This is a genomic window from Anaerostipes faecalis (assembly GCF_018982945.1).
Lineage (GTDB): Bacteria > Bacillota > Clostridia > Lachnospirales > Lachnospiraceae > Anaerostipes > Anaerostipes faecalis.
The window spans coordinates 19,124-38,083 of record NZ_JABRXE010000015.1; the positions used below are offsets into that span (position 1 = coordinate 19,124).

The following is an 18,960-nucleotide window of genomic DNA, read 5'->3' on the forward strand; positions in this document are numbered from 1 at the left end:
CCTTCCATTTGTACCATTTTTGCTGCGACCACTTTTTCAGTGGAAGCCAAAAGACATCTGTGATGTCAAAAACGAGGGCATGGGGAAACGGAATCCCCATCAAATGAAAACCCGTAAGTGCAACAGTTGCCAAAATGGCACTACTGTTAAACACGGGTGGATCTTGCTCTTAGAAAAAGAACCTCTCACTTATATGGGAAAAGAGAGCCCCTTATACAACATGGAAATGAAAAAACCTCGCTATGGAAGAAATATGATTTTGTTGATATAATCAGAATATGATTCTGGAGGGTGAACAGATGGGATTATTTTGGAAAAAAGGAAGATCTGACATAGACGCATGGGCAAAAGTCATGATACAGGGATATAAAAAGGGAATGCCAATAGACAAAGCGGTTTTGGAGCAGGCAACCGATCAGAGTATCAGAAATGATTGCCGGATTATTAGAGAAAGTGTTCAGATTGTCATGCGTTCTTCTGATTATGAGGTTCGTGAAAAACGGAAAAAACTAATTGAAGGAAGATACCAGCACTTGAAGACACTGCTTCCTTTTGCAGATGCGGATCAGTTGAAATTATATGATGAAGCAATGGATCAGATCGACTGTCTGAACCAACAGATTGAAAGCAGAAATGAAACACAGAAAGAAAATATAAGACAAAAAAGAAAGCAAAAGCAGGATGCATTCTGGGAAGTAACCAGTGTTTCCTATATGATGGATGAATTCAGCGATGCAAAGAAAAAGAAGAAATGATATGACGTGGAGGAATGATAGATGGTAAAACCGATAATGAAAGACGTGTTCTTTCTGGGACAAAAATCAGAACCGGCGACAAAGGCAGATCTGCAGGTGGGAAAAGATTTGCAGGATACCTTACAGGCAAATCGCGCCGGTTGTGTGGGTATGGCTGCGAATATGATTGGAGTGAAAAAGCGAGTCATTATTGTGAATATGGGATTCGTAGATATCGTAATGTTTAATCCGGTACTGCTGAGTAAGGATACTCCGTATGAAACGGAAGAAGGCTGCCTCTCCCTTACCGGCGTGAGAAAAACCACAAGATATGAAAATATCGAAGTGGAATATTATGATATGAACTGGAAAAAGCAGCGGCAGAAACTGAGCGGCTGGCCGGCACAGATCTGCCAGCATGAGCTGGATCATCTGGAAGGGATTTTGATTTAAGAAATTTTTGAAATAACAGGAGTGACTGCTTATGGCATCGGAACGAACGGACGAATTATACAAGGTTTTGCTGGACAGAGGATATCCAAAAGAGTTCTGTGCGGAAATAGCCTATAAAAATATGAATACAGATTATACTGCCACCCGGATGCTTGGCTATTTGTATCGGGTAAGTAATCCACGAATCGAGGATCTGGTAGATGAAATGCTTGCAATCTTAAGTGACAGAGATGCAATCATACAGAAAAAAGAGATGGAACATGCCCAGGCGGTGATCAATGAGATTTACAGAAATGGGCTGTAAAGAATAAGTAAACAACAATGGAATGCGAAATGGTTAGAACCTTTGAAACTGGAGTATGGTATAAACAGTGAAGGTGAAGCAGAGGTGCCAATAGCTTTGGCCTAAATGAAAAAGACCTGGAGGCTGCAGTCAATTTTATGACTGAATTACAGTCATAAGAAAATGATAGAGAAACAGAGAGAGCAGAAATTAAGAAGGAGAAGATTTGAAGTTAAAGGAGTGTTGATATGACAAACAATAAAATATATAAGATGTCCTTTTCAAAGGTTTATCCTCTTCTTATTGCAAAGGCTGAGAAAAAGGGACAAACAAGAGATGAAATAGATGAGATTACCTGTTGGTTAACGGGATATAATAAAGAGCAGATAGCAGATTTTTTGGTAAATGACGTTGAATATGGAGAGTTCTTTTTGAAAGCTCCACAACTTAATCCTGATCGGAAAATGATTACAGGAAAAATCTGTGGTATTCGTGTAGAAGAAATCGAAGAACCGCTGATGCAGGAAATACGCTATCTTGATAAATTAGTCGATGAGCTGGCAAGAGGAAAAACGTTGGAGAAAATATTGAGAAAATAACAAATGCTTTGTGGAGGTTTTGTTGTGTGGACATGCCCTAAATGTAGAAGAGAATTTAAAAGAACAAACCAAGGACACTATTGTGGTAAGGCTCCCGAAAGTGTTGATGAATATGTAAAATTACAGATTCCAGAAGCGAGAACATATGTTGTGGAATTAAGAAATTTAATTCGGCATTGTGTTCCTGAAGTAAGAGAACGAATAGCTTGGAGTATGCCATTGTTTGAAAAAGACAAGCATACGATATCTTTAGCTGCCTGCAAAAAACACATTAGTCTGTATGTGGATATGGAGATTATTGAAATACTTAAACCACAATTAAGCGAATTTGTAATAAAGAAAAATGCGATTTATATCCCATACGACAAAGAACTGCCAATAAAGACAATTGAAAATGTGGTAAGACAAAGTTTTGATACAAAGTGAAAAATTGAATTTGTCTAAATAAGTTAATCCTGCCATATGGCTTGATTATAAATGCAAAGATAAAAACGCAATGTACACCTAAAAATGTACTAGAGCTGGTAGGTAGCCCAGCCGTCCTATTTCTAATAGGGTAAGTAACCTGCCCCTCCGGGTTGTCCATTCTTTGTTAAACTATTATTTAGGAGGGATTCTTATGGACAAAGTAAGTGGAAAGCTGACAGTATATTTTGAAGAACCATTTTGGGTAGGAATATTTGAACGTATCGAAAATGGTAAATTATCTGTGGCAAAAGTGACTTTTGGTGCAGAGCCAAAAGATTACGAAGTACAGGAATATGTTCAAAAATACTATTTCAGTTTGAAATTCAGTCCGGCTGTTGATACTGTTGCAAAGGATATAAAAAGAAATCCGAAAAGGATGCAGCGTGAAGCGAAAAAGCAGATGCAGGAAATAGGCATTGGCACAAAATCGCAACAGGCCTTGAAATTACAACAGGAACAGAACAAGCAAGAGCGCAAGGTAAGAAGCCAAGAGAAAAAAGAAGCGGAAAAACTGCGAATGTTTGAACTGAAACAGCAAAAGAAGAGAAAAAAGCATAAGGGGCATTAATGTCCCTTGGGCTTTTTGCTCAAATCGGAATTTATCAGAAAATGAGGAATAGTTGAAATGGAGGCGCTATAATAACATGAAGATTGAAGGGAACCAGAAAGAACTGGATGCAATGGTAGAATTTCATAAGGGAAACCGTGTCGAGGGGCTGAGACTGCAAGAAGAATTTGCAGCGGAATTTCGTAAGGAGTATAAAGACAAAGATCACTGTCCTTGCCTGAAAGCCTGTCGTTATCACGGAAACTGTAAGGAATGTGTAGCAATCCACAGAGCGCATCAGGAACATGTTCCTAATTGTATGCGACCATTGATTAATAAAAAATTGAAATTGATGTCAGAATTAACAGAGCATACCTTGGCAAATGAAATAGAAGCTCCACATGAGATTTTAAGAAAATAGGCAAGTCAAATTCAAGTTTGTAAAGCTGGCGTAAGAAATTGGAAGTTATCGTTGAATCAGCTTTGTAGAGGATAAACAGATTGACAAGATAGAGATTTCCTACTAGAATATTGTTTGAAAAATAAATAAAAGTCCGTCAGACTATAATAAGACTATAGGGTTTACACTGTTTCTGATATAAACAGCTAGGCCGTATAGTCTTTTTTTATGGAGGAATCGAATGAATCAGCAATTTATGAAAGAGAAAAAAATTGTTCCGCTTGTATTACAAATGTCCGTACCTATGATTTTATCTATGGCAGTGAACGCACTTTATAATATTGTAGATAGTTACTTTGTGGCAAAAATCAGTCAAAATGCAATGACAGCTTTGTCTATTGTATTTCCGGTACAAAATATGATCAATGCTATTGCAGTCGGCTTTGGAATTGGCTTGAACGCTATGATTGCATATTCGATAGGTGCAAATGAGGAGAAAAAAGCAAACCATATCGCATCAACAGGTGTATTTTTGAGTATGATACATGGAATCATACTTACTATATGCTTTTTCATTGGAATGCCGGCATTTATGCAACATTTTACTAAAGAACAGGAAATTATAAATTTAGGGTTAGAATATGCAAATTGGGTTTTGTTATTTACAGTTATTATTCAGGTTTCTGTAGCTTATGAAAAAATTTTTCAATCGGTAGGCAGGATGAAAGTATCGATGTGCAGCATGATGGTGGGATTTATTGTAAATATTGTATTAGATCCAATCATGATCTTTGGTTTTGGGAAGTTTCCTGCAATGGGCATGAAGGGTGCTGCAATTGCAACGGGAATTGGACAGGTATGCACACTAATTGCATATTTATCCTTTTATTTTATGACTCCGATTCCTGCAAAAACCAGCTGGAAATACATACGATTTGAAAACAATGAACTCAAGAGTGTTTATGGTGTCGGCATCCCGGCAACTTTAAATATGGCATTGCCTTCCGTGCTGATTTCTGCATTAAATACAATTTTAACTGCTTTTGGAGATACCTATATCTTGATTTTAGGAATCTATTATAAGCTACAGACATTTATTTATCTGTCAGCCAATGGAATCATTCAGGGAATCCGACCTTTAATCAGTTATAACTACGGTGCAGGGCAGTGGGAGAGAGTGAAAAAAATCGCGGGAACAGCAGAAGTTTTTATTATAGGAATTATGTTGTTTGGAACTGCAGCTTGTCAGCTTTTTCCGGAACAGCTGATATCTATCTACTCTGAAGATGCTGCCATTGTGCAGTATGGTGTAACTGCATTAACGATCATCAGTCTTGGATTTGCCATATCTTCATTGTCAGTTGTAACATCGGGAGTTTGTGAAGCTCTTGGAAAGGGACTTATTTCCTTGATCATTTCCTTAATACGATATATCGTAGTGATTATTCCAGCTTCCGTCATTTTCAGTAAGATGTGGGATGCGAATGGCGTGTATGTAGCATTTGTATTTACAGAATTTACAGCAGCTTTGATTTCAGCATTGCTAATGAAAAAAGTATTAAAGAAGGGATAGAATATGAATATCATCAAGAAAATAATCTATGTTGTAATCGGTTCTGTGATTGCTGCATTTGGAATAGATCTGGCAATCTATGCCGGATTTGGAGGAGCTACTCTGGCTGTTTTATGGCAAGGAGTTTCTTATGTGTTACATATCACATTGGGACAGGCATCCTTTGTGGTTGCAGTAGGAATGATTGTCTTTTGTCTGTTCTATGATCGCAGCCAGATTTATCTGGGTACTATTTTATATCAAATCATCTATAGTGGATGTACAGATTTGTTTCAGCCGTTGATGCACTACACAGAAACTAAAATCTTTAATTTCTTTATGATGCTGATGGGGATTGTTCTGTTTGCAGTAGGAACAGCCATCTATTCTTATGCTGATTGGGGAAGAGGCTCCTATGAAGCGGTAACATTTGCATTGGCAAAAAAGCATTCCTGGCAGATCAAATATGTGCGTATAGCACTTGATGCCATGGTGGTGCTATTCGGTATGTTCTTAGGCGGAAAGTTTGGAATGTGTACTATTTGTACAATACTTCTATCCGGTGTGATGATTCAAAAAACATTGCAATTATTGTATGCTATGATAGAGAATAAAGCATAATAACCATTATAACTTTCAGTAATACGCCTGGTTGAGATAGCGATTTTTCTGCGATATACTTCTTCAAAAAAGGAGTGTGTCACTTATGGGTAAAGAAATTTATAATATCATCAACGATATGGCAGAGGTTTTAAATGCATCACAGATGCAGAAATTACAGGAAGTGTTGGTAAATCGATTGTCTGAAAATAGTATATCTGATTATTTTCAAACCAGTAATGAAGAGTTTTTGGATATGTTTTTGACAGCCAAGCATTTAGAAGGTTGTTCAGACAAAACAATACGTTATTATAGGTGTAATATCGAAAAGATGCTAGATACTATTAGTGTTCCGGTAGTTAAAATAACTACTGAAATGTTACGAAAATATCTTGTTGAGTATCAATCAATAAATAATTGTGGAAAGGTGACTATAGATAATATTCGTAGGAGCCTTTCCACTTTCTTTTCGTGGTTGGAAGAAGAGGATTATATAATAAAAAGCCCGATGAAAAGAATTCATAAGGTGAAGACAGCGGTTATTGTAAAAGATACTATTTCAGATGAGAAAGTTGAGATTCTTAGGGATAATTGTAATAATTTACGTGACAGAGCAATGATTGATTTCTTGCTTTCGACAGGAATTCGAGTAGGTGAGTTGGTAAGATTGAATATTGATGATATAGATTTCTCAGAACGTGAATGTGTTGTTTATGGAAAAGGAGATAAGGAACGAAAAGCATATTTTGATGCAAAGACAAAGATTCATTTGATAAACTATATTGACTCAAGGACCGATAATAATAGTGCATTATTTGTTTCTTTGAATAAACCACACAGTAGGCTCACTGAAAGTGGTGTGGAATTACGCTTGCGAGAAATGGGAAAGAAGTTAGGTGTAGAAAAGGTGCACCCACATAAATTCAGGAGGACTATGGCAACTAGAGCGATAGAAAAGGGGATGCCAATTGAACAAGTGCAGAAGATACTTGGACATGAGCAGATTGACACCACGCTTAGATATGCTATGGTAAATCAAAATAACGTGAAGCTGTCACATAGAAAACATATTTCATAGTGATTTTACGAGAGAGAACTGAATTAAACAAGTCATTTTATGGCTGATATTTTACTATAATATATTGAAATAGGTTGAATTTATCCTAGAAAAGTAATATACTAACCATATAAGATTTAGGAGGTGTTCGCATGACAATAGATACAAACACAATGGTTTCAATTACAGAAGCAAATCAGAACTTTTCAAAAGTTGCAAGGTTAGTAGATGAGCTTGGCTCAGTTGTTATACTTAAGAATAATGCACCAAGATATTTAGTGATCGATTTTAGCAAAGCGGATGAAAGTGCAGTAGCGAAGGATGAGGATGTGCTCGAGATTTCAAAAAGATTGCTTGCACAGAATAAAGAGGCTTATGAGGTGCTTGCTAAATGAAAAGACTGAGTAAAGAGCAGATTTTAATGCTCCATTCAGAGCTTATTAAACAGACTGGAGGAACCCCTGGTGTGAGAGATTTCAATTTGTTGGAATCAGCCATTGAGGCTCCATTTCAAGCATTTGCCGGAGAGGAATTATATCCAACGATACAAGCAAAGGGTACACGTCTGGGCTATGGTTTGATTAAAAATCATTGTATGTTGGATGGGAATAAACGTATAGGAACGCATGCGATGCTTGTATTCTTTGCTTTGAATGGAATTGAATTACGCTATACACAAAAAGAACTATACGAAATGGTTCTCTCAGTAGCAGATGGTAGCTTGGAGTATGGTGCTATGCTTAGGTGGGTATTGAATCATCAGGAGTAACTATTTATTTTATATAATGCGTGTATTCAGCCTTTGCAAAGAGTCTGAATGCATGCGATTATTTGAAGTTTCTTAAGTAAATTACAACTCTACGGAGCGTAGAAACCGCTAAAACTCACCATATTCTACGTTACGTGGGTGTAAATAAACAGTGGAAATTTATACAATGAATCCAGAAAGGAGGACACGAACCTATGGACCAAATTAAGATAGGGAAATTTATTGCTGAAGAAAGAAAAGCAAAAAAATATACTCAACGGGAATTGGCAGATAAGCTTAGTATCAGCGATAAAACAATCTCAAAATGGGAAAGGGGAGTTTCCCAAAGTTAAAGATACCACATCAATCCCACGCGGACTTTTGCTCAACCGATACAGCCGGAGGGCTGGATAACAAGAAAAGGCGGTATGCGCCCCGTGGAGGGGTAGCGTACCGCCTTTTCTTGTGGGGGTTTCCAAAGGGGGCAACGCCCCCATTTGGCACACGACTTTGCGAAGCAAAGTGTAGTGTGTTATACGCTCTGCCGGCGTTGCCGTGAAAATGCCGTTGCCGCCGGGGAGGGCAAGGGCATTTGAAGCGGCAGGAAAACAGGGCTGTGCTTGCGTGGCGTGGAGCCGCAAGCGCAGGTCTGGACTCATCAGCAGACAGGGCGTATATGAAAGCCCCAGTTCCTCGTCCTACGCTCCAACTTGTGGACAAAGTGTCCCGAAGTTGTGGCCACACTCCCGGAAAAGTAGCAGGACAACGGGCAACCGTCAAGGCTGAAATGAACGGGTTTACACCCGGCCTTGACCTCCGCCCGCTGTCCCGCTGGATGGGTGGACAAGGCGGCCAATCCCTCAAAGTGCTTGGCCGCTCTCTTTCTGATTTTGAGGTATTCAGTTTTTCAAAATTGAATAATCAAAATAAATTTTTTCGATTGAAAAAATTTTATTTGTTATCATCTTCAATGCCATATTTTTTCTTTTGCCGAATCACATAATTACTGATTTTTTCATCATATAGTGGATACTGGTAATCCAACTGGCATGCCACTTCTGACGAAACCTCCCGGAACAATGCCATACATTGTTCAAAGGATTCCCACATATGGGGATAGGAATCCATATTATAAGTGGACATAAGTCGTTCCCACAATTCCTCTGGGACATATTGCTTCATAAATTTATAGTTTTTTCCCAAACTGAAATGAAATCCCTGTTTGATACCAATCAGCAACTACACCAATGGGATATATAGATGTAGAGAGTGGGGTTAGTTTTACTAATGGAAAATAAAGAAAAATTACTCGGTTTGTTAAATGATAAACATAACGTGCTTCTTTTAGGAGCGCCTGGAACAGGTAAATCAAAGGTGATGAACGAAGTCGCAAAAGCATTCCTTGAAGGCGGCGAGAAACTTGATGTACCTACACATGTTAAAGGGTCAGCTATTCCAATCCCTGCTGTAACCTTACCGACAGGAATTAACCTTGCAATGCTTAATAAGAAGCATAGAAAAGTATTTAGAACAACATTACATCAGAACTCAAAGTACCGAGATTTCCTGACCGGAATTGTCCCGGAATTTGGAACTGCAGGTGGTTATACTGTAAACGAAGGTATTTTGTATAGAGCAAATGAATATGCAAAGCAACCAGATAGTGCAGCATTGCTTATTATTGATGAATTGAATAGAGGTCCAGCAATAGAAGTGTTTGGAGGAAGTATTGTTGCCATCGAGAGCGACAAGCGTTTAGGTTATAATAACGAAATACTTCCTACAACTCAATTTTTCGAGATTTTAGATCCTAAATCTGGAAAAATGGTAGAGTATGCATTTTCTGATAATCTTTATATTCTTGCAGCAATGAATCAGGCAGATGCATCAGTAGCTCCACTTGATGTCGCCTTTCTTAGAAGATGGCAAAGTTATACTCTTGAGCCAGATTATAATGTTCTTTATACGATGTTTAATATCGATAAAGCTTCTGCTATATCGCCTGTATGTGGATGCGCAGAAGACGTATATAGAGTATCATTCGCTGCACTGGAAAGAATTAATTCTTTAATTAGTACCGGAAGAGGCCCTGAATATCAGATTGGTCAAGGGGTGTTTTTATCCACATTGCCCAGAGATAAAACGAAAGAAGCTGCTTTAGATTTCGTTAGTGAAGTGTGGGCAATGATATACGTACATTTGCAAGAACTATTTTTTGGAGATAGTATTTCTCTGGCGTATATTTTAAATGCTGAGGACGATAATTCACCATATAGTTTAGAAGAAATTAATTTTGCTGGTGAAACGAGAGTGTTGTTAAAACACAATGATATCAATAGAGATACCATTTACGGTCTGTACTTAGCTATAGAGAGTAATGTGAAATGAGAGCCGTACTAATAGAATATAGCACAGGTATTTCTGTTGACTTACTGGGAAAAAATAACGCTGAGATCAATGAAATCATTGCTGGAATTGAAAAGGCAAATCGACGAATCGCTTCATATCTCAAGATTAATCGAGATGCCCTGGTATTATCCGATAGAAAAATTCGGGCTTTGGGTATAGCTGGTGTTATTCAATTAACTCATAATATTGAATTAGAAATACGTCCTAAGTTCATTAAAAGTGATTCCAATGATAATTGGCAAGAGGCCTTGTATTTATTGTCGACGTTGTCAAAACATGGTACTATCCTGTCTTCCGATCGAATTACTTCTTCGGCGTCTTATTCTAATTCTCTGTATGAAATGGCTGGACGTATTTTGGCATATGAATATTTGGCCTGCAGAAGAAAGCCTATTAGGCAATACAGAAACCAAAAAATACATGATTATTCTATCGAAGGTGATATTGATTTTAGTGTGGTTTTTGAACGTCATCCAGATGGGATTCAGCAATCTTTGGTAAGATTTGATAGGCTCAATGCTTATAATGCAACTATAAGAGAAGCTATGCGTATAGTAGCTCCTTTTACTGCGGATATTCAAACCAAGAACATATTAAGTTCGGCCATTACTGAATTTGGTAATCAAGGATATCCAAGTAAATCAAGATTAACTATTCCTGTGCGTAATCGAGAATGGAAAAATGCATATGATTTGTCCTATGATATTATTAATGGATTAGGTGCATCGTTAGAGAATGGAAAACTAATGGCTCCAGGATTTATTGTAGATACATGGCAACTTTGGGAATGGCTTATTACATTAGGCATGAGTAAAAGCAATAAGACATATAAAGCAGTTGCACAAAGTCAAAATCTATGGGGAATGAAATACGTTGATGGAAAAAAATATAATGTCAATGTATATCCCGATATAGAAATATATTCTAAAGATTTATCAGGAAAAACATTGTTCTTGGTAGATGCTAAATATAAATCTTTAAGTACTCCTAAGACTGGTGAGATTGAAAGAGCCGATTTATATGAAGCTTATGCATTTTGCAGTGCGACTGGTAGCCAGGAAATCATATTAGTATATCCAGAAGAAGCTAAGCAATCTAGAGATCCTGGATATGTGCGCCTATGTTCAACGTATATAGTTCAAAACGTGAAAGTGCATGTTGCATATGTATCGTTTGGGTCTATATCTGAGAAAGATGGAATATATGCTTTTTCGCGAAATCTTCAAGATGGGATTGCTAAAATAGTAAATTCCAATTGTTGATGGGGGTCTGTAACTGTTGCCAGATTCTTTTAAGGCTAAAAAACAATAATCATTGGAAGGAATCTGATCTTATGAACCACAACATGAAACTGAATCCGGATCCATTCATTGCAATCGAGACCGGAAAAAAGAATATTGAACTCCGCTTGAACGATGAGAAACGCCAGCTGATAAATATTGGAGATACGATTACATTTACCAATACAACTAATCCAGCGCAGAAGCTTTTCACAGAAGTAACTGCTCTGCATCACGCTCCGTCTTTTGTAGAGTTGTTCAGTACTATTCCATTTTCTGTCTGTGGCTTTGATGGAGCATTGTCTTCAGAAGAAGCGGCTGATGCTATGCGTCAGTACTATTCCATGGAAGCGGAAATGAAGTACGGAGCACTTGGTATTGAGTTAGTATTGATTGATCAGTGTGAGGAATAAGAATTATGAAGGAACAGATGCCGGTAAAAATTGCATTTCAGGGAGTAATCCGCTCCGGGCAGCCAAGATCCAATGTATGGAGATATCGTCTGGACAACCGCACGCATTCTATGACCGGCTACAACATTTTCCTGACCGGTGTGGCAAATGGGACTGAAGGCGATTTCTCTGTTGCGATTTCTGAGAAACAATATGAAAAGCTTTGCTGCCATATTGGCGATGAAATCAAAGGTACAGCCTGGACAAAGAAATATCCGGAATGGGAATATGCAGATTATTACCGTGCCAGTGCATTGAAGAAACTGAAAGAGGCACCGGTTAGTGAAGAAGAAACATCTGAACCTTGGATAGGTGATCTTCCTGCTCTTTCTGTGTATGACTGGCGTGGATGCCGTATGCTAGACAAGTCCCGTTGGAAGGGTAAATGCTTTACCTGTAAATGGGCCTGCATGGCAAATGTTACGATCGAGTACAATTGGGGTGTCACTCAGAAGTTCCGGTTTGAAACATTTTGCTATGGACCGAAAAATTGCTCCTTGTATAAGATGGGCAGACCTCGTGCTGTACCATACAAGGACTGCGGAAGCTCTTACGATGAAGGGTGGCTGGATGATATCTGCACCGAGAATCGTGGAGATGACGAATAGAATATTGAACGTGAGAAGGAGTCCGAAAGGGCTCCTTTTGTATTGCTGTCACTTCCGGTACCTGCTCCGCCACCGGTACGTTACAATAATATAACTAAGCCTGAATCTTGAATCCCACAGACTACTCTTTACGAAGAATAGTCTGTGGGTTTTTTGCGCTTAGAATACATATTTGAAAGGGACGTACCACATGACGAAAGAGTCGCCGATGACATCTAATGGACTAGAGCATACTGCTCTAATTCGCGCCAAAACCGAAATTATGAGAAATGCTTCATTATTTTATAATGAAAGTAGAAAACTATGTCGAGAAGGGGGTGATGTCCGATGGCAAGCGTAGCCGTAACAAAAGATGATTTGATTATTGGTGGAAACATTCGTAGATTGCGAGAATATAATAATCACACTCAGAAATACTTGGCAAGCCATATAGATTATTCGGATAATCACCTTTGTGCAGTCGAAAACGGCAGAAAACCTGCAAGTGCAACAATGATACTCCGTTTGGCAGAGTATTATGATATGACCTTGGAGTATTTTTACAAGGGGACATCACTGAAATTTCAATTGAGGCACAGAATACGAATTCTTGCAAAATTGATGGAAGAACTTTCAGAACCATCTGTGGATATCATGGAGGATTTAGGTAAGCATCTTTGGAGTTTGGAACATGGAAATGCTGATGCAGAGAAACGAATGCAAGAGATTGAAGCAGAGATGAAATCGACTGAACAAGAAGACGAATAAGAAACTTAAAATGAACGTTATTGCCGCATGGCTGTCAGGTTAATGACCAGACAGTACTGCGGCTTTTTTAATTTCACGGTTACATAGGAGGGGATGCAATTGGGGTTTGGATCTAATTTTATGCGTTTTGCGGGCAACATTTTCAAATCTGAAGAGGAAGAAAATGCTGATGAAACAACGTTGGTAACTGAGGAAGAGATGGATGTTGCTCAGCCTACTCATTTATCTGGAGATGGTTCCGTAATGCTTCTCCAGGAGTGTGCTGTCGCTTTGCACGGATCAACAGATTCGAAGGTTATCAGTAGCCATCTAATGAATATGCTAAGGGAGTATTACGAATCTGATTTTGTATGTGTTCTGGAGATTAATCTTGATCTGGATTATTGGTTTATGCGTTGGGGTTCTCGTGAAGGCTGTGATGATATCGAAAAGGCTAATATCAAGAAGCTGCTTCTTCCTGAAGAGTACACCCACTATGCTAAGTCCTGGATCAGAGCATTTTACAGGAATGAACCTATTCTGGTTGAAGATGTGGAGGCAGTAAAGGATGTAGATCCTGCGGAGTATGCTTTATACACGAGATTGGAAGCAACCTCGGTCATGGGGTTTCCGTTTTATAAGATTTCCCAGGGCTTTGTAGTTGTAAGAAATCCGAAGAAGCATTTTGGTGATATTGCTCTTCTTCAGCTTTGCACTTATGCTTTGATGATGGAGCTGAACCAATTTAAGACAACGAAATCAATTCGTCTGCAGGCTGAAAACTTCAATATCTCAGATGAAAATGAAGTTCGCCTGGGGTTGTTTGATGGTGTGAAGATTACCCATATCGGTGGTCAGTATATTCATGAGAATTTTACGCCAGATCAGAGAATCGTTCTGGCATACATGGCATTTTATCCTAAAACGAAAAGTGCCAGAGAGATGGAAATAGAAATATGGAAGGAATATGAAGATTATCTGCAGGAAGGTCAAAAGGTAAGACGAGCAGTTAACGCTATTGTAAACAAATGTACTCTGCTTAAGCTGCCACTCATTTACAGAGATGATGCTGGATACAAGTTTAATCCGAATCTGAAGGTGGTAGTCGATGTCCAGGAATTCATGAAGATGTCTGAGATGGTTAACCGGGTAGCGGATTCTATTACAAGAAGACACATACTGGAAGATATGGTGGCGATGTATAAGGGGCCAATCCGTATGGAAGCTAAGGCGCCATCTTGGCTGACGCAGGCACAGCATCATATGGAAAGCTTATATCTTATGGCAATCAAGAGACTTCTTCATATTCTCTACCATGAAGGAGATTATGAAACTCTTCACCACTATGCGGCTAAATCCATGGCAATCGTTGCCAATAATACGGAAGGATATTACTGGAAGATCAGAGCTTATCGCATGACATCGAACCTGGATAAGGCGAACAGCTTACAGGAGACAGCTCAGAAATGCATTCCGGATGAGGAGTACCAGTATCTGGTGAAGCGTCTGGATAGCAGAGATGATATGGATCCGGATTATGTTTTTTGACAAAAATAACTGAATATTGAGTGAAATAAGAGGCATCTCATTTTCATCCCGTCTTTAGGATGGATTTGGGATGCTTTTTTTCTGATTTTCTTCATGGGATGAAAATGGGATGTTTTTCGGATAAGTTTGGGATGGGCCATACCTGATATTGGCAGAAGCAAGAGCTGATACTCTTGACTTCTGTCAATGGAGGCTGATCCCGTGAAATATCAGCATATCTATCACGAAGCTGTAGTTCTTGCTTATACAGGCAGGAATTGCAGCTTCTTTTCTTTTGTCCATTGCCATGGTCCACCTCTGATTTCTGAATTTTGCAACTTAACAAGATTTCAGAAATTTGGAGGTAAATAAGCAATGACATTTAATCCCGTAGCAACCGGTAGAAAGATTAGAAAACTCAGAGACGCCGCAAGAATGAACCAGTATGATCTGGCAGCGGAATTGAACGTATCCCATAGTTATATCAGCAAGATTGAGATAGGCAAGAGAATTGGAGGCATCGATATCTATGTGGCAATTGCCAATACATTTGGCGTAACCCTGGATTACCTGTTAGGTGAAGATGAAGAGGATAAACCCAAAGAAGCCGCAATGATGAGAGTTCGTATCGCCATGTCACTTCTGAAGGATGTTGAAAAGCTTCTTGACGAAGCCTGATTTGATTGGCTTGCCTATTTGTGCTGATAGCAGGTTGGAATCTGGACTGCCGGTGCAAATGTCGTAATCAGGATTTTTCTACAATTTAGGTGTGGGATTTAATCAAAAATGATTAGTTGTCGTCTGGACGGGCTGATCTGATTAGATCCCATACCGATACATTTTCATGAGGAAAAGAAATGGAGGTAGATTATGATTCAGGCTATCAAGCAGTTCCTGTGCAATCAGGAACGCAAGAAATTCAAGAAACAGGAAGCAGAACAACCCTTTGTGCCGATGCGATATCCGAATGTTTACCAGGTATCAAATGTATATTATGGTCATGGAATTGGGTCAGATGATGTTGGTTTGGAGAAAGAAGGTGATCCTGATTATCGGATGGATCTGTTTTACGATGAAAAGGCCAAGCGAAAGCTACCAATCATCATCAGTATTCATGGCGGAGGGCTCATTACAGGCAATAAGGAATTCAACAAATACCTGTGCCGTGAATTTGCAGCAAAGGAGTTTCTGGTATATGCAATCGAGTATCCTAAGCTTCCGGAGCATACCATTGATGAGGTTGTAGAAGCTATTGTGACTGCCATCAGAATGATTGTTTACTCTGCAGCTGCCATGGAGGGTGATCCAGAAAGTGTATTTATTGTAGGTGACAGTGCCGGAGCATTTCTTACAGTATATGCAACCGCTATTCTTCATAATCCCAAGCTGGCAGATGAGTTTGGTATCGAGACCGGACCCTACAAAGTACGCATTACAGGACTGGCTCTGATCTGTGGCATGTTCTATGCAGATAGGAATAACCCGTGTGAATTATTCTATAAGTTCTTGTTCTCGGGGAAGAATACGAAAAAGGATGCAGTGAAGAGATATCGAAGTCCGGAAAGAAATGAGGTCGCTGGCTCTCTTCCACCCTGCATATTCATCACTAGTGAAGGGGACTTCTTAAATAAGCACAGTCATTCCTTTGCCGCAGCACTACTATTGTTCAATGATATTCTTGTTAGTTTTGAAGAGTATCAAGATCCAACTTTGGTTCATGATTTTCCTCTGTTTCAGTGTGATCGAGATGAAACTGGTGATGCAATCAGAAAGATTTGTAGCTTCTTCTGGCATTGCATTTGGCGTGAGAAAAATGTGAAGACAATCCCGGTGTATTAATATAATGAAGCGAAGCGTCAGCTATTGATCGAAGTGATCAGTAGTTGGCGCTTCTGCTGTTTGTACATATTAATATAGAAGATTTCCAATTTTCTGGAAATGATACATGTTCTGCTATTGTGTTTCCAGATGCTCTTTGAAAAGTTTATCCAGAGTAGTTCGGCTGATGCCAAGCTCTTCTGCGATAGAAGTCTTGGTAGCCTGTCTGGACATATACTTCTGGTAATACTCTCCTATGTTCGGAACGCTGACGGCCTTACGGCCTTTGTATTTGCCTTCCCTTTTTGCAATGGCAATTCCTTCCCGCTGACGCTCCAGGATCATCGCTCTCTCAAACTCGGCTATGGCAGCCATCATGGTCATCTGCAGTTTACCGGCTGGAGTATGTGTATCGAAATTCTCCTTCAGGCTGATGAACTTTGCACCGGTATCTTCGATCTGCTTCACCGTTGCCAGTAGATCAGCTGTGGATCTGCCAAGTCTGGAGAACTCTTCTACATAAACGGTATCATCCTCGCGGATGTATTCCAGCATCTCCTGAAGCTTCGGACGTTGAGTGTCCTTGCCAGATGCTTTCTCGATGAACCACTTATCTATATTGTAAGGCTGCAGGGCCTCACGCTGTCTCGCCTCGTTCTGTTCCAGGGTGGATACTCTCACGTATGCGATATTCTTACCATTAGCCATAAACAAGCCCCCCTATTTGTCCAATGACGTTTATAATGTTGGTTGCATTTTGTTCAAAATTAGATTTTATGACTCTATTTTAACAAAATGATCAAAGGAACGCAATGTCCATTTAGGGTATAGGTTAGATTGCGAGTATTCCAAGAATTAATGATTTAATCAATATTTTACTGAACTATTTGAATTAAAGAGTGAACTATCATGGAAACGAACTGAAACGAACACGGACAGTCCTGAAAGGTAAAAATAATTCGCACTAAATTTTCCTGCAATAGTAAAGAATTGGCTACCTTTGCGGTAAAATAGAAGAAAAACTTTTTCGCAAAGGTGGCTAACATGGGAAGATTAGAAAATCGAATGAAACGAAAAATGGAGCAGAATCCGATTGTAGAATGCAATAAGATTCAGAATAAGTATCTGCCAAACCTCTTCAAATGGTTTGATAAAGTAGCTGATCCACGTCACCAGGGTTACATCACTTATTCAATACGTGAGATGCTTGGAACAATGTACTATAAAGCGATTGGTGCTGTTTCAAGTATGCGCGCTATGGATCGCCTTTCAGAAAATGAGGCTGTAGTGAAAAATCTTTATTCCTTTATGGAAAGAGATGCACGTATGTTTATTCCACACAGTGTTACGGAAAATGAATTTCTGGAAAAACTGAAACCGGAAGAACTGGAAAAAATCCAGAAAGAGAGCGTTTATACGATGATCCGAAGAAAGACATTCGATGAAGCAAAGGTTTTCGGAAAATGGCTCGTTATTTTTGATGCAACGGAACTGGATGAAGGAAATACTCAAAAGAATCCCGCCTATCTGAGCCGGACTTACCATAGAGGGGAAACGAATGAGTACACAAGATATCACCGAGGCGTCCTGGAGGCAAAAATCTACTTCGGAAATGACATCGTCTGCAGTATTGGAAGTGAAACAATAGAGAATTCTGAGGAATATATCAATAAGAGCCGTGATGCTGTAAAACAAGACTGCGAAAGTAAGGCCTTCAAAAGGCTGGCAAAGAAGATCAAAGACAGGTTTCCAAGACTTCCGATTATTATACTTGCAGATGGATTATATGTAAGCCAGACGGTATTGGAGATCTGTGAGAATAACGGCTGGGATTATATTATACGGTACAAAGAAGGATGTGCATCGTCGATAGCAAAAGAATATCGTTCTCTACCGGAAAAAGAAGTGATTGATGATGATATTGAATTTCAGAATGACATAATGTTCCAGGAACGTGATGTCAATTTGGTCTATTATCGGGAAAGGCAAAAGAAATCCGGCAACGAGGTTCAGACAGAATTTGCATGGATCACAAATATCCGTATTACAAAGAGCAACGTGAAGAAAATCATCAAGTCCGGACGATTACGTTGGAAGATAGAAAATCAGGGATTTAACCGTCAGAAGCACTGGCAGGGAAATATCGGACATGCCTGCAGCTGGAATGAAACGGCACAAAAAAATCACTACCTGATGGAACAGATAGCGGATTTCGTAAAACAACTGTATGAATTCTTTTTCTTAAAGAAGAACGGAATCAAAAAGCTACAAAAAGAAATATCTTCTGAACTGTTAGCAAGCTTTGGACGGCAACTAACAAGGACAGAAGATATAAGCAGTGAGCTGCATGAAGCAGTTCCAAACTGACTTTAGTTTAGCAAAGAAGGTGATGCCTGCCAAGTGAAAAATGTAAAATTTATCAACATTTTTTATTTGAGCAGGGATAGTGCAGGATGGCGATGTGGATAACTTGCCGAAACTACAATCACTTTTTGGATAAGCTTCATAAAAAAGGATGGGATGAAAGGTTATTTACCTTTCAGTTCTGGAACACGGATAACATAATTGATTTTTTGGTGCTAGAATATAAATAGTACAAGTCAAAATGAGAATTACCAATCTATTATTTCATGGTACAATGTAAGTACCGCACTGAAGGAGGATCTCATTATGGCAAAGCACTATGACAAACAATTTAA

Annotated in this window: 23 protein-coding genes and 1 pseudogene; 22 read left to right on the plus strand and 2 right to left on the minus strand. The window is 39.1% G+C overall.

Annotated features, from left to right (window positions below; genetic code table 11):
- Positions 1-299 precede the first annotated feature (299 nt).
- From KTB61_RS12070 to KTB61_RS12130, 13 genes are all read left to right on the plus strand, one after another.
- A complete protein-coding gene (locus tag KTB61_RS12070; protein ID WP_216697599.1) occupies positions 300-755 on the plus strand; it encodes a hypothetical protein in 456 nt (151 codons plus the stop codon).
- A gap of 21 nt (positions 756-776) precedes the next feature.
- Positions 777-1,187, plus strand: a complete 411-nt coding sequence (locus tag KTB61_RS12075) for a peptide deformylase (protein WP_075671588.1) — start codon at positions 777-779, stop codon at positions 1,185-1,187.
- Between the two features lie 31 nt (positions 1,188-1,218).
- Positions 1,219-1,491 (plus strand): hypothetical protein, encoded by a 273-nt coding sequence (locus KTB61_RS12080; RefSeq protein WP_216697600.1) that lies wholly within the window; start codon positions 1,219-1,221, stop codon positions 1,489-1,491.
- A 227-nt stretch (positions 1,492-1,718) separates the two neighbouring features.
- The gene (locus KTB61_RS12085) at positions 1,719-2,069 is read left to right on the plus strand and encodes a DUF2200 domain-containing protein (protein ID WP_216697601.1); all 351 of its coding nucleotides are present in this window, start codon (positions 1,719-1,721) and stop codon (positions 2,067-2,069) included.
- Positions 2,070-2,093: 24 nt separating this feature from the next.
- Complete coding sequence (locus KTB61_RS12090; RefSeq protein ID WP_216697602.1) at positions 2,094-2,495, plus strand: iron chaperone; 402 nt, start codon at positions 2,094-2,096, stop codon at positions 2,493-2,495.
- A 193-nt stretch (positions 2,496-2,688) separates the two neighbouring features.
- Positions 2,689-3,105 (plus strand): YjdF family protein, encoded by a 417-nt coding sequence (locus tag KTB61_RS12095; RefSeq protein ID WP_216697603.1) that lies wholly within the window; start codon positions 2,689-2,691, stop codon positions 3,103-3,105.
- Between the two features lie 76 nt (positions 3,106-3,181).
- On the plus strand, positions 3,182-3,505 hold the full coding sequence (locus KTB61_RS12100; RefSeq protein WP_004613237.1) for a hypothetical protein: 324 nt from the start codon (positions 3,182-3,184) through the stop codon (positions 3,503-3,505).
- Positions 3,506-3,725: 220 nt separating this feature from the next.
- Positions 3,726-5,057 (plus strand): MATE family efflux transporter, encoded by a 1,332-nt coding sequence (locus KTB61_RS12105; protein WP_216697604.1) that lies wholly within the window; start codon positions 3,726-3,728, stop codon positions 5,055-5,057.
- Between the two features lie 3 nt (positions 5,058-5,060).
- Entirely contained in the window at positions 5,061-5,657 is a 597-nt protein-coding gene (locus KTB61_RS12110; RefSeq protein WP_216697605.1) for a YczE/YyaS/YitT family protein, read from the plus strand.
- Between the two features lie 85 nt (positions 5,658-5,742).
- Entirely contained in the window at positions 5,743-6,714 is a 972-nt protein-coding gene (gene xerA / locus KTB61_RS12115; protein WP_216697606.1) for a site-specific tyrosine recombinase/integron integrase, read from the plus strand.
- Between the two features lie 131 nt (positions 6,715-6,845).
- Complete coding sequence (locus KTB61_RS12120; protein WP_216697607.1) at positions 6,846-7,088, plus strand: type II toxin-antitoxin system Phd/YefM family antitoxin; 243 nt, start codon at positions 6,846-6,848, stop codon at positions 7,086-7,088.
- Positions 7,085-7,462 (plus strand): type II toxin-antitoxin system death-on-curing family toxin, encoded by a 378-nt coding sequence (locus KTB61_RS12125; RefSeq protein WP_216697608.1) that lies wholly within the window; start codon positions 7,085-7,087, stop codon positions 7,460-7,462. Before KTB61_RS12120 ends, KTB61_RS12125 begins: the two co-directional genes overlap by 4 nt.
- Positions 7,463-7,656: 194 nt before the next feature.
- Entirely contained in the window at positions 7,657-7,794 is a 138-nt protein-coding gene (locus tag KTB61_RS12130; protein ID WP_230973746.1) for a helix-turn-helix domain-containing protein, read from the plus strand.
- Positions 7,795-8,392: 598 nt separating this feature from the next.
- Here KTB61_RS12130 and KTB61_RS12135 read toward each other — a convergent pair.
- A pseudogene (locus KTB61_RS12135) lies at positions 8,393-8,677 on the minus strand (aminoglycoside 6-adenylyltransferase); the annotation flags it as partial.
- A 51-nt stretch (positions 8,678-8,728) separates the two neighbouring features.
- On the opposite strand from KTB61_RS12135, the gene KTB61_RS12140 reads away from it, so the two are divergent.
- The 8 genes from KTB61_RS12140 to KTB61_RS12175 all read left to right on the plus strand — a co-directional run bounded on the left by KTB61_RS12140 (position 8,729) and on the right by KTB61_RS12175 (position 16,282).
- Complete coding sequence (locus KTB61_RS12140) at positions 8,729-9,829, plus strand: AAA family ATPase (protein ID WP_216697609.1); 1,101 nt, start codon at positions 8,729-8,731, stop codon at positions 9,827-9,829.
- Entirely contained in the window at positions 9,826-11,112 is a 1,287-nt protein-coding gene (locus KTB61_RS12145; RefSeq protein ID WP_216697610.1) for an McrC family protein, read from the plus strand. Before KTB61_RS12140 ends, KTB61_RS12145 begins: the two co-directional genes overlap by 4 nt.
- 71 nt (positions 11,113-11,183) lie before the next feature.
- The gene (locus tag KTB61_RS12150) at positions 11,184-11,543 is read left to right on the plus strand and encodes an ASCH domain-containing protein (protein ID WP_216697611.1); all 360 of its coding nucleotides are present in this window, start codon (positions 11,184-11,186) and stop codon (positions 11,541-11,543) included.
- 5 nt (positions 11,544-11,548) lie between these two features.
- Entirely contained in the window at positions 11,549-12,190 is a 642-nt protein-coding gene (locus tag KTB61_RS12155) for a hypothetical protein (RefSeq protein WP_216697612.1), read from the plus strand.
- Between the two features lie 327 nt (positions 12,191-12,517).
- A complete protein-coding gene (locus tag KTB61_RS12160) occupies positions 12,518-12,937 on the plus strand; it encodes a helix-turn-helix domain-containing protein (RefSeq protein WP_216697613.1) in 420 nt (139 codons plus the stop codon).
- 99 nt (positions 12,938-13,036) lie between these two features.
- Positions 13,037-14,464, plus strand: a complete 1,428-nt coding sequence (locus KTB61_RS12165) for a GAF domain-containing protein (RefSeq protein ID WP_216697614.1) — start codon at positions 13,037-13,039, stop codon at positions 14,462-14,464.
- Positions 14,465-14,818: 354 nt separating this feature from the next.
- Positions 14,819-15,121: a helix-turn-helix domain-containing protein gene (locus tag KTB61_RS12170; RefSeq protein ID WP_216697615.1), complete on the plus strand. Its 303-nt coding sequence runs from the start codon at positions 14,819-14,821 to the stop codon at positions 15,119-15,121.
- Between the two features lie 192 nt (positions 15,122-15,313).
- The gene (locus tag KTB61_RS12175) at positions 15,314-16,282 is read left to right on the plus strand and encodes an alpha/beta hydrolase (RefSeq protein WP_216697616.1); all 969 of its coding nucleotides are present in this window, start codon (positions 15,314-15,316) and stop codon (positions 16,280-16,282) included.
- 114 nt (positions 16,283-16,396) lie between these two features.
- Here KTB61_RS12175 and KTB61_RS12180 read toward each other — a convergent pair whose 3' ends face one another.
- Positions 16,397-16,969 carry a recombinase family protein gene (locus tag KTB61_RS12180; protein WP_216697617.1) on the minus strand — a complete coding sequence of 191 codons (573 nt, stop codon included), beginning with the start codon at positions 16,967-16,969 and terminating at the stop codon, positions 16,397-16,399.
- A gap of 336 nt (positions 16,970-17,305) precedes the next feature.
- Here KTB61_RS12180 and KTB61_RS12185 point away from each other — a divergent pair, with 336 nt between their 5' ends.
- Positions 17,306-18,628, plus strand: coding sequence for a transposase family protein (locus tag KTB61_RS12185; protein WP_216697618.1), 1,323 nt, complete (start codon positions 17,306-17,308; stop codon positions 18,626-18,628).
- Positions 18,629-18,960: the final 332 nt, after the last annotated feature.

Excerpts from the sequence above, each read along its gene's own strand:
- KTB61_RS12070 (WP_216697599.1), top strand. The coding sequence starts at position 300 with ATGGGATTATTTTGGAAAAAAGGAAGATCTGACATAGACGCATGGGCA.
- KTB61_RS12075 (WP_075671588.1), top strand. The coding sequence starts at position 777 with ATGGTAAAACCGATAATGAAAGACGTGTTCTTTCTGGGACAAAAATCA.
- KTB61_RS12080 (WP_216697600.1), top strand. The coding sequence starts at position 1,219 with ATGGCATCGGAACGAACGGACGAATTATACAAGGTTTTGCTGGACAGA.
- KTB61_RS12085 (WP_216697601.1), top strand. The coding sequence starts at position 1,719 with ATGACAAACAATAAAATATATAAGATGTCCTTTTCAAAGGTTTATCCT.
- KTB61_RS12095 (WP_216697603.1), top strand. The coding sequence starts at position 2,689 with ATGGACAAAGTAAGTGGAAAGCTGACAGTATATTTTGAAGAACCATTT.
- KTB61_RS12100 (WP_004613237.1), top strand. The coding sequence starts at position 3,182 with ATGAAGATTGAAGGGAACCAGAAAGAACTGGATGCAATGGTAGAATTT.
- KTB61_RS12105 (WP_216697604.1), top strand. The coding sequence starts at position 3,726 with ATGAATCAGCAATTTATGAAAGAGAAAAAAATTGTTCCGCTTGTATTA.
- KTB61_RS12110 (WP_216697605.1), top strand. The coding sequence starts at position 5,061 with ATGAATATCATCAAGAAAATAATCTATGTTGTAATCGGTTCTGTGATT.
- xerA (WP_216697606.1), top strand. The coding sequence starts at position 5,743 with ATGGGTAAAGAAATTTATAATATCATCAACGATATGGCAGAGGTTTTA.
- KTB61_RS12120 (WP_216697607.1), top strand. The coding sequence starts at position 6,846 with ATGACAATAGATACAAACACAATGGTTTCAATTACAGAAGCAAATCAG.
- KTB61_RS12125 (WP_216697608.1), top strand. The coding sequence starts at position 7,085 with ATGAAAAGACTGAGTAAAGAGCAGATTTTAATGCTCCATTCAGAGCTT.
- KTB61_RS12130 (WP_230973746.1), top strand. The coding sequence starts at position 7,657 with ATGGACCAAATTAAGATAGGGAAATTTATTGCTGAAGAAAGAAAAGCA.
- KTB61_RS12140 (WP_216697609.1), top strand. The coding sequence starts at position 8,729 with ATGGAAAATAAAGAAAAATTACTCGGTTTGTTAAATGATAAACATAAC.
- KTB61_RS12145 (WP_216697610.1), top strand. The coding sequence starts at position 9,826 with ATGAGAGCCGTACTAATAGAATATAGCACAGGTATTTCTGTTGACTTA.
- KTB61_RS12150 (WP_216697611.1), top strand. The coding sequence starts at position 11,184 with ATGAACCACAACATGAAACTGAATCCGGATCCATTCATTGCAATCGAG.
- KTB61_RS12155 (WP_216697612.1), top strand. The coding sequence starts at position 11,549 with ATGAAGGAACAGATGCCGGTAAAAATTGCATTTCAGGGAGTAATCCGC.
- KTB61_RS12160 (WP_216697613.1), top strand. The coding sequence starts at position 12,518 with ATGGCAAGCGTAGCCGTAACAAAAGATGATTTGATTATTGGTGGAAAC.
- KTB61_RS12170 (WP_216697615.1), top strand. The coding sequence starts at position 14,819 with ATGACATTTAATCCCGTAGCAACCGGTAGAAAGATTAGAAAACTCAGA.
- KTB61_RS12175 (WP_216697616.1), top strand. The coding sequence starts at position 15,314 with ATGATTCAGGCTATCAAGCAGTTCCTGTGCAATCAGGAACGCAAGAAA.
- KTB61_RS12180 (WP_216697617.1), bottom strand. The coding sequence starts at position 16,969 with ATGGCTAATGGTAAGAATATCGCATACGTGAGAGTATCCACCCTGGAA.
- KTB61_RS12185 (WP_216697618.1), top strand. The coding sequence starts at position 17,306 with ATGGGAAGATTAGAAAATCGAATGAAACGAAAAATGGAGCAGAATCCG.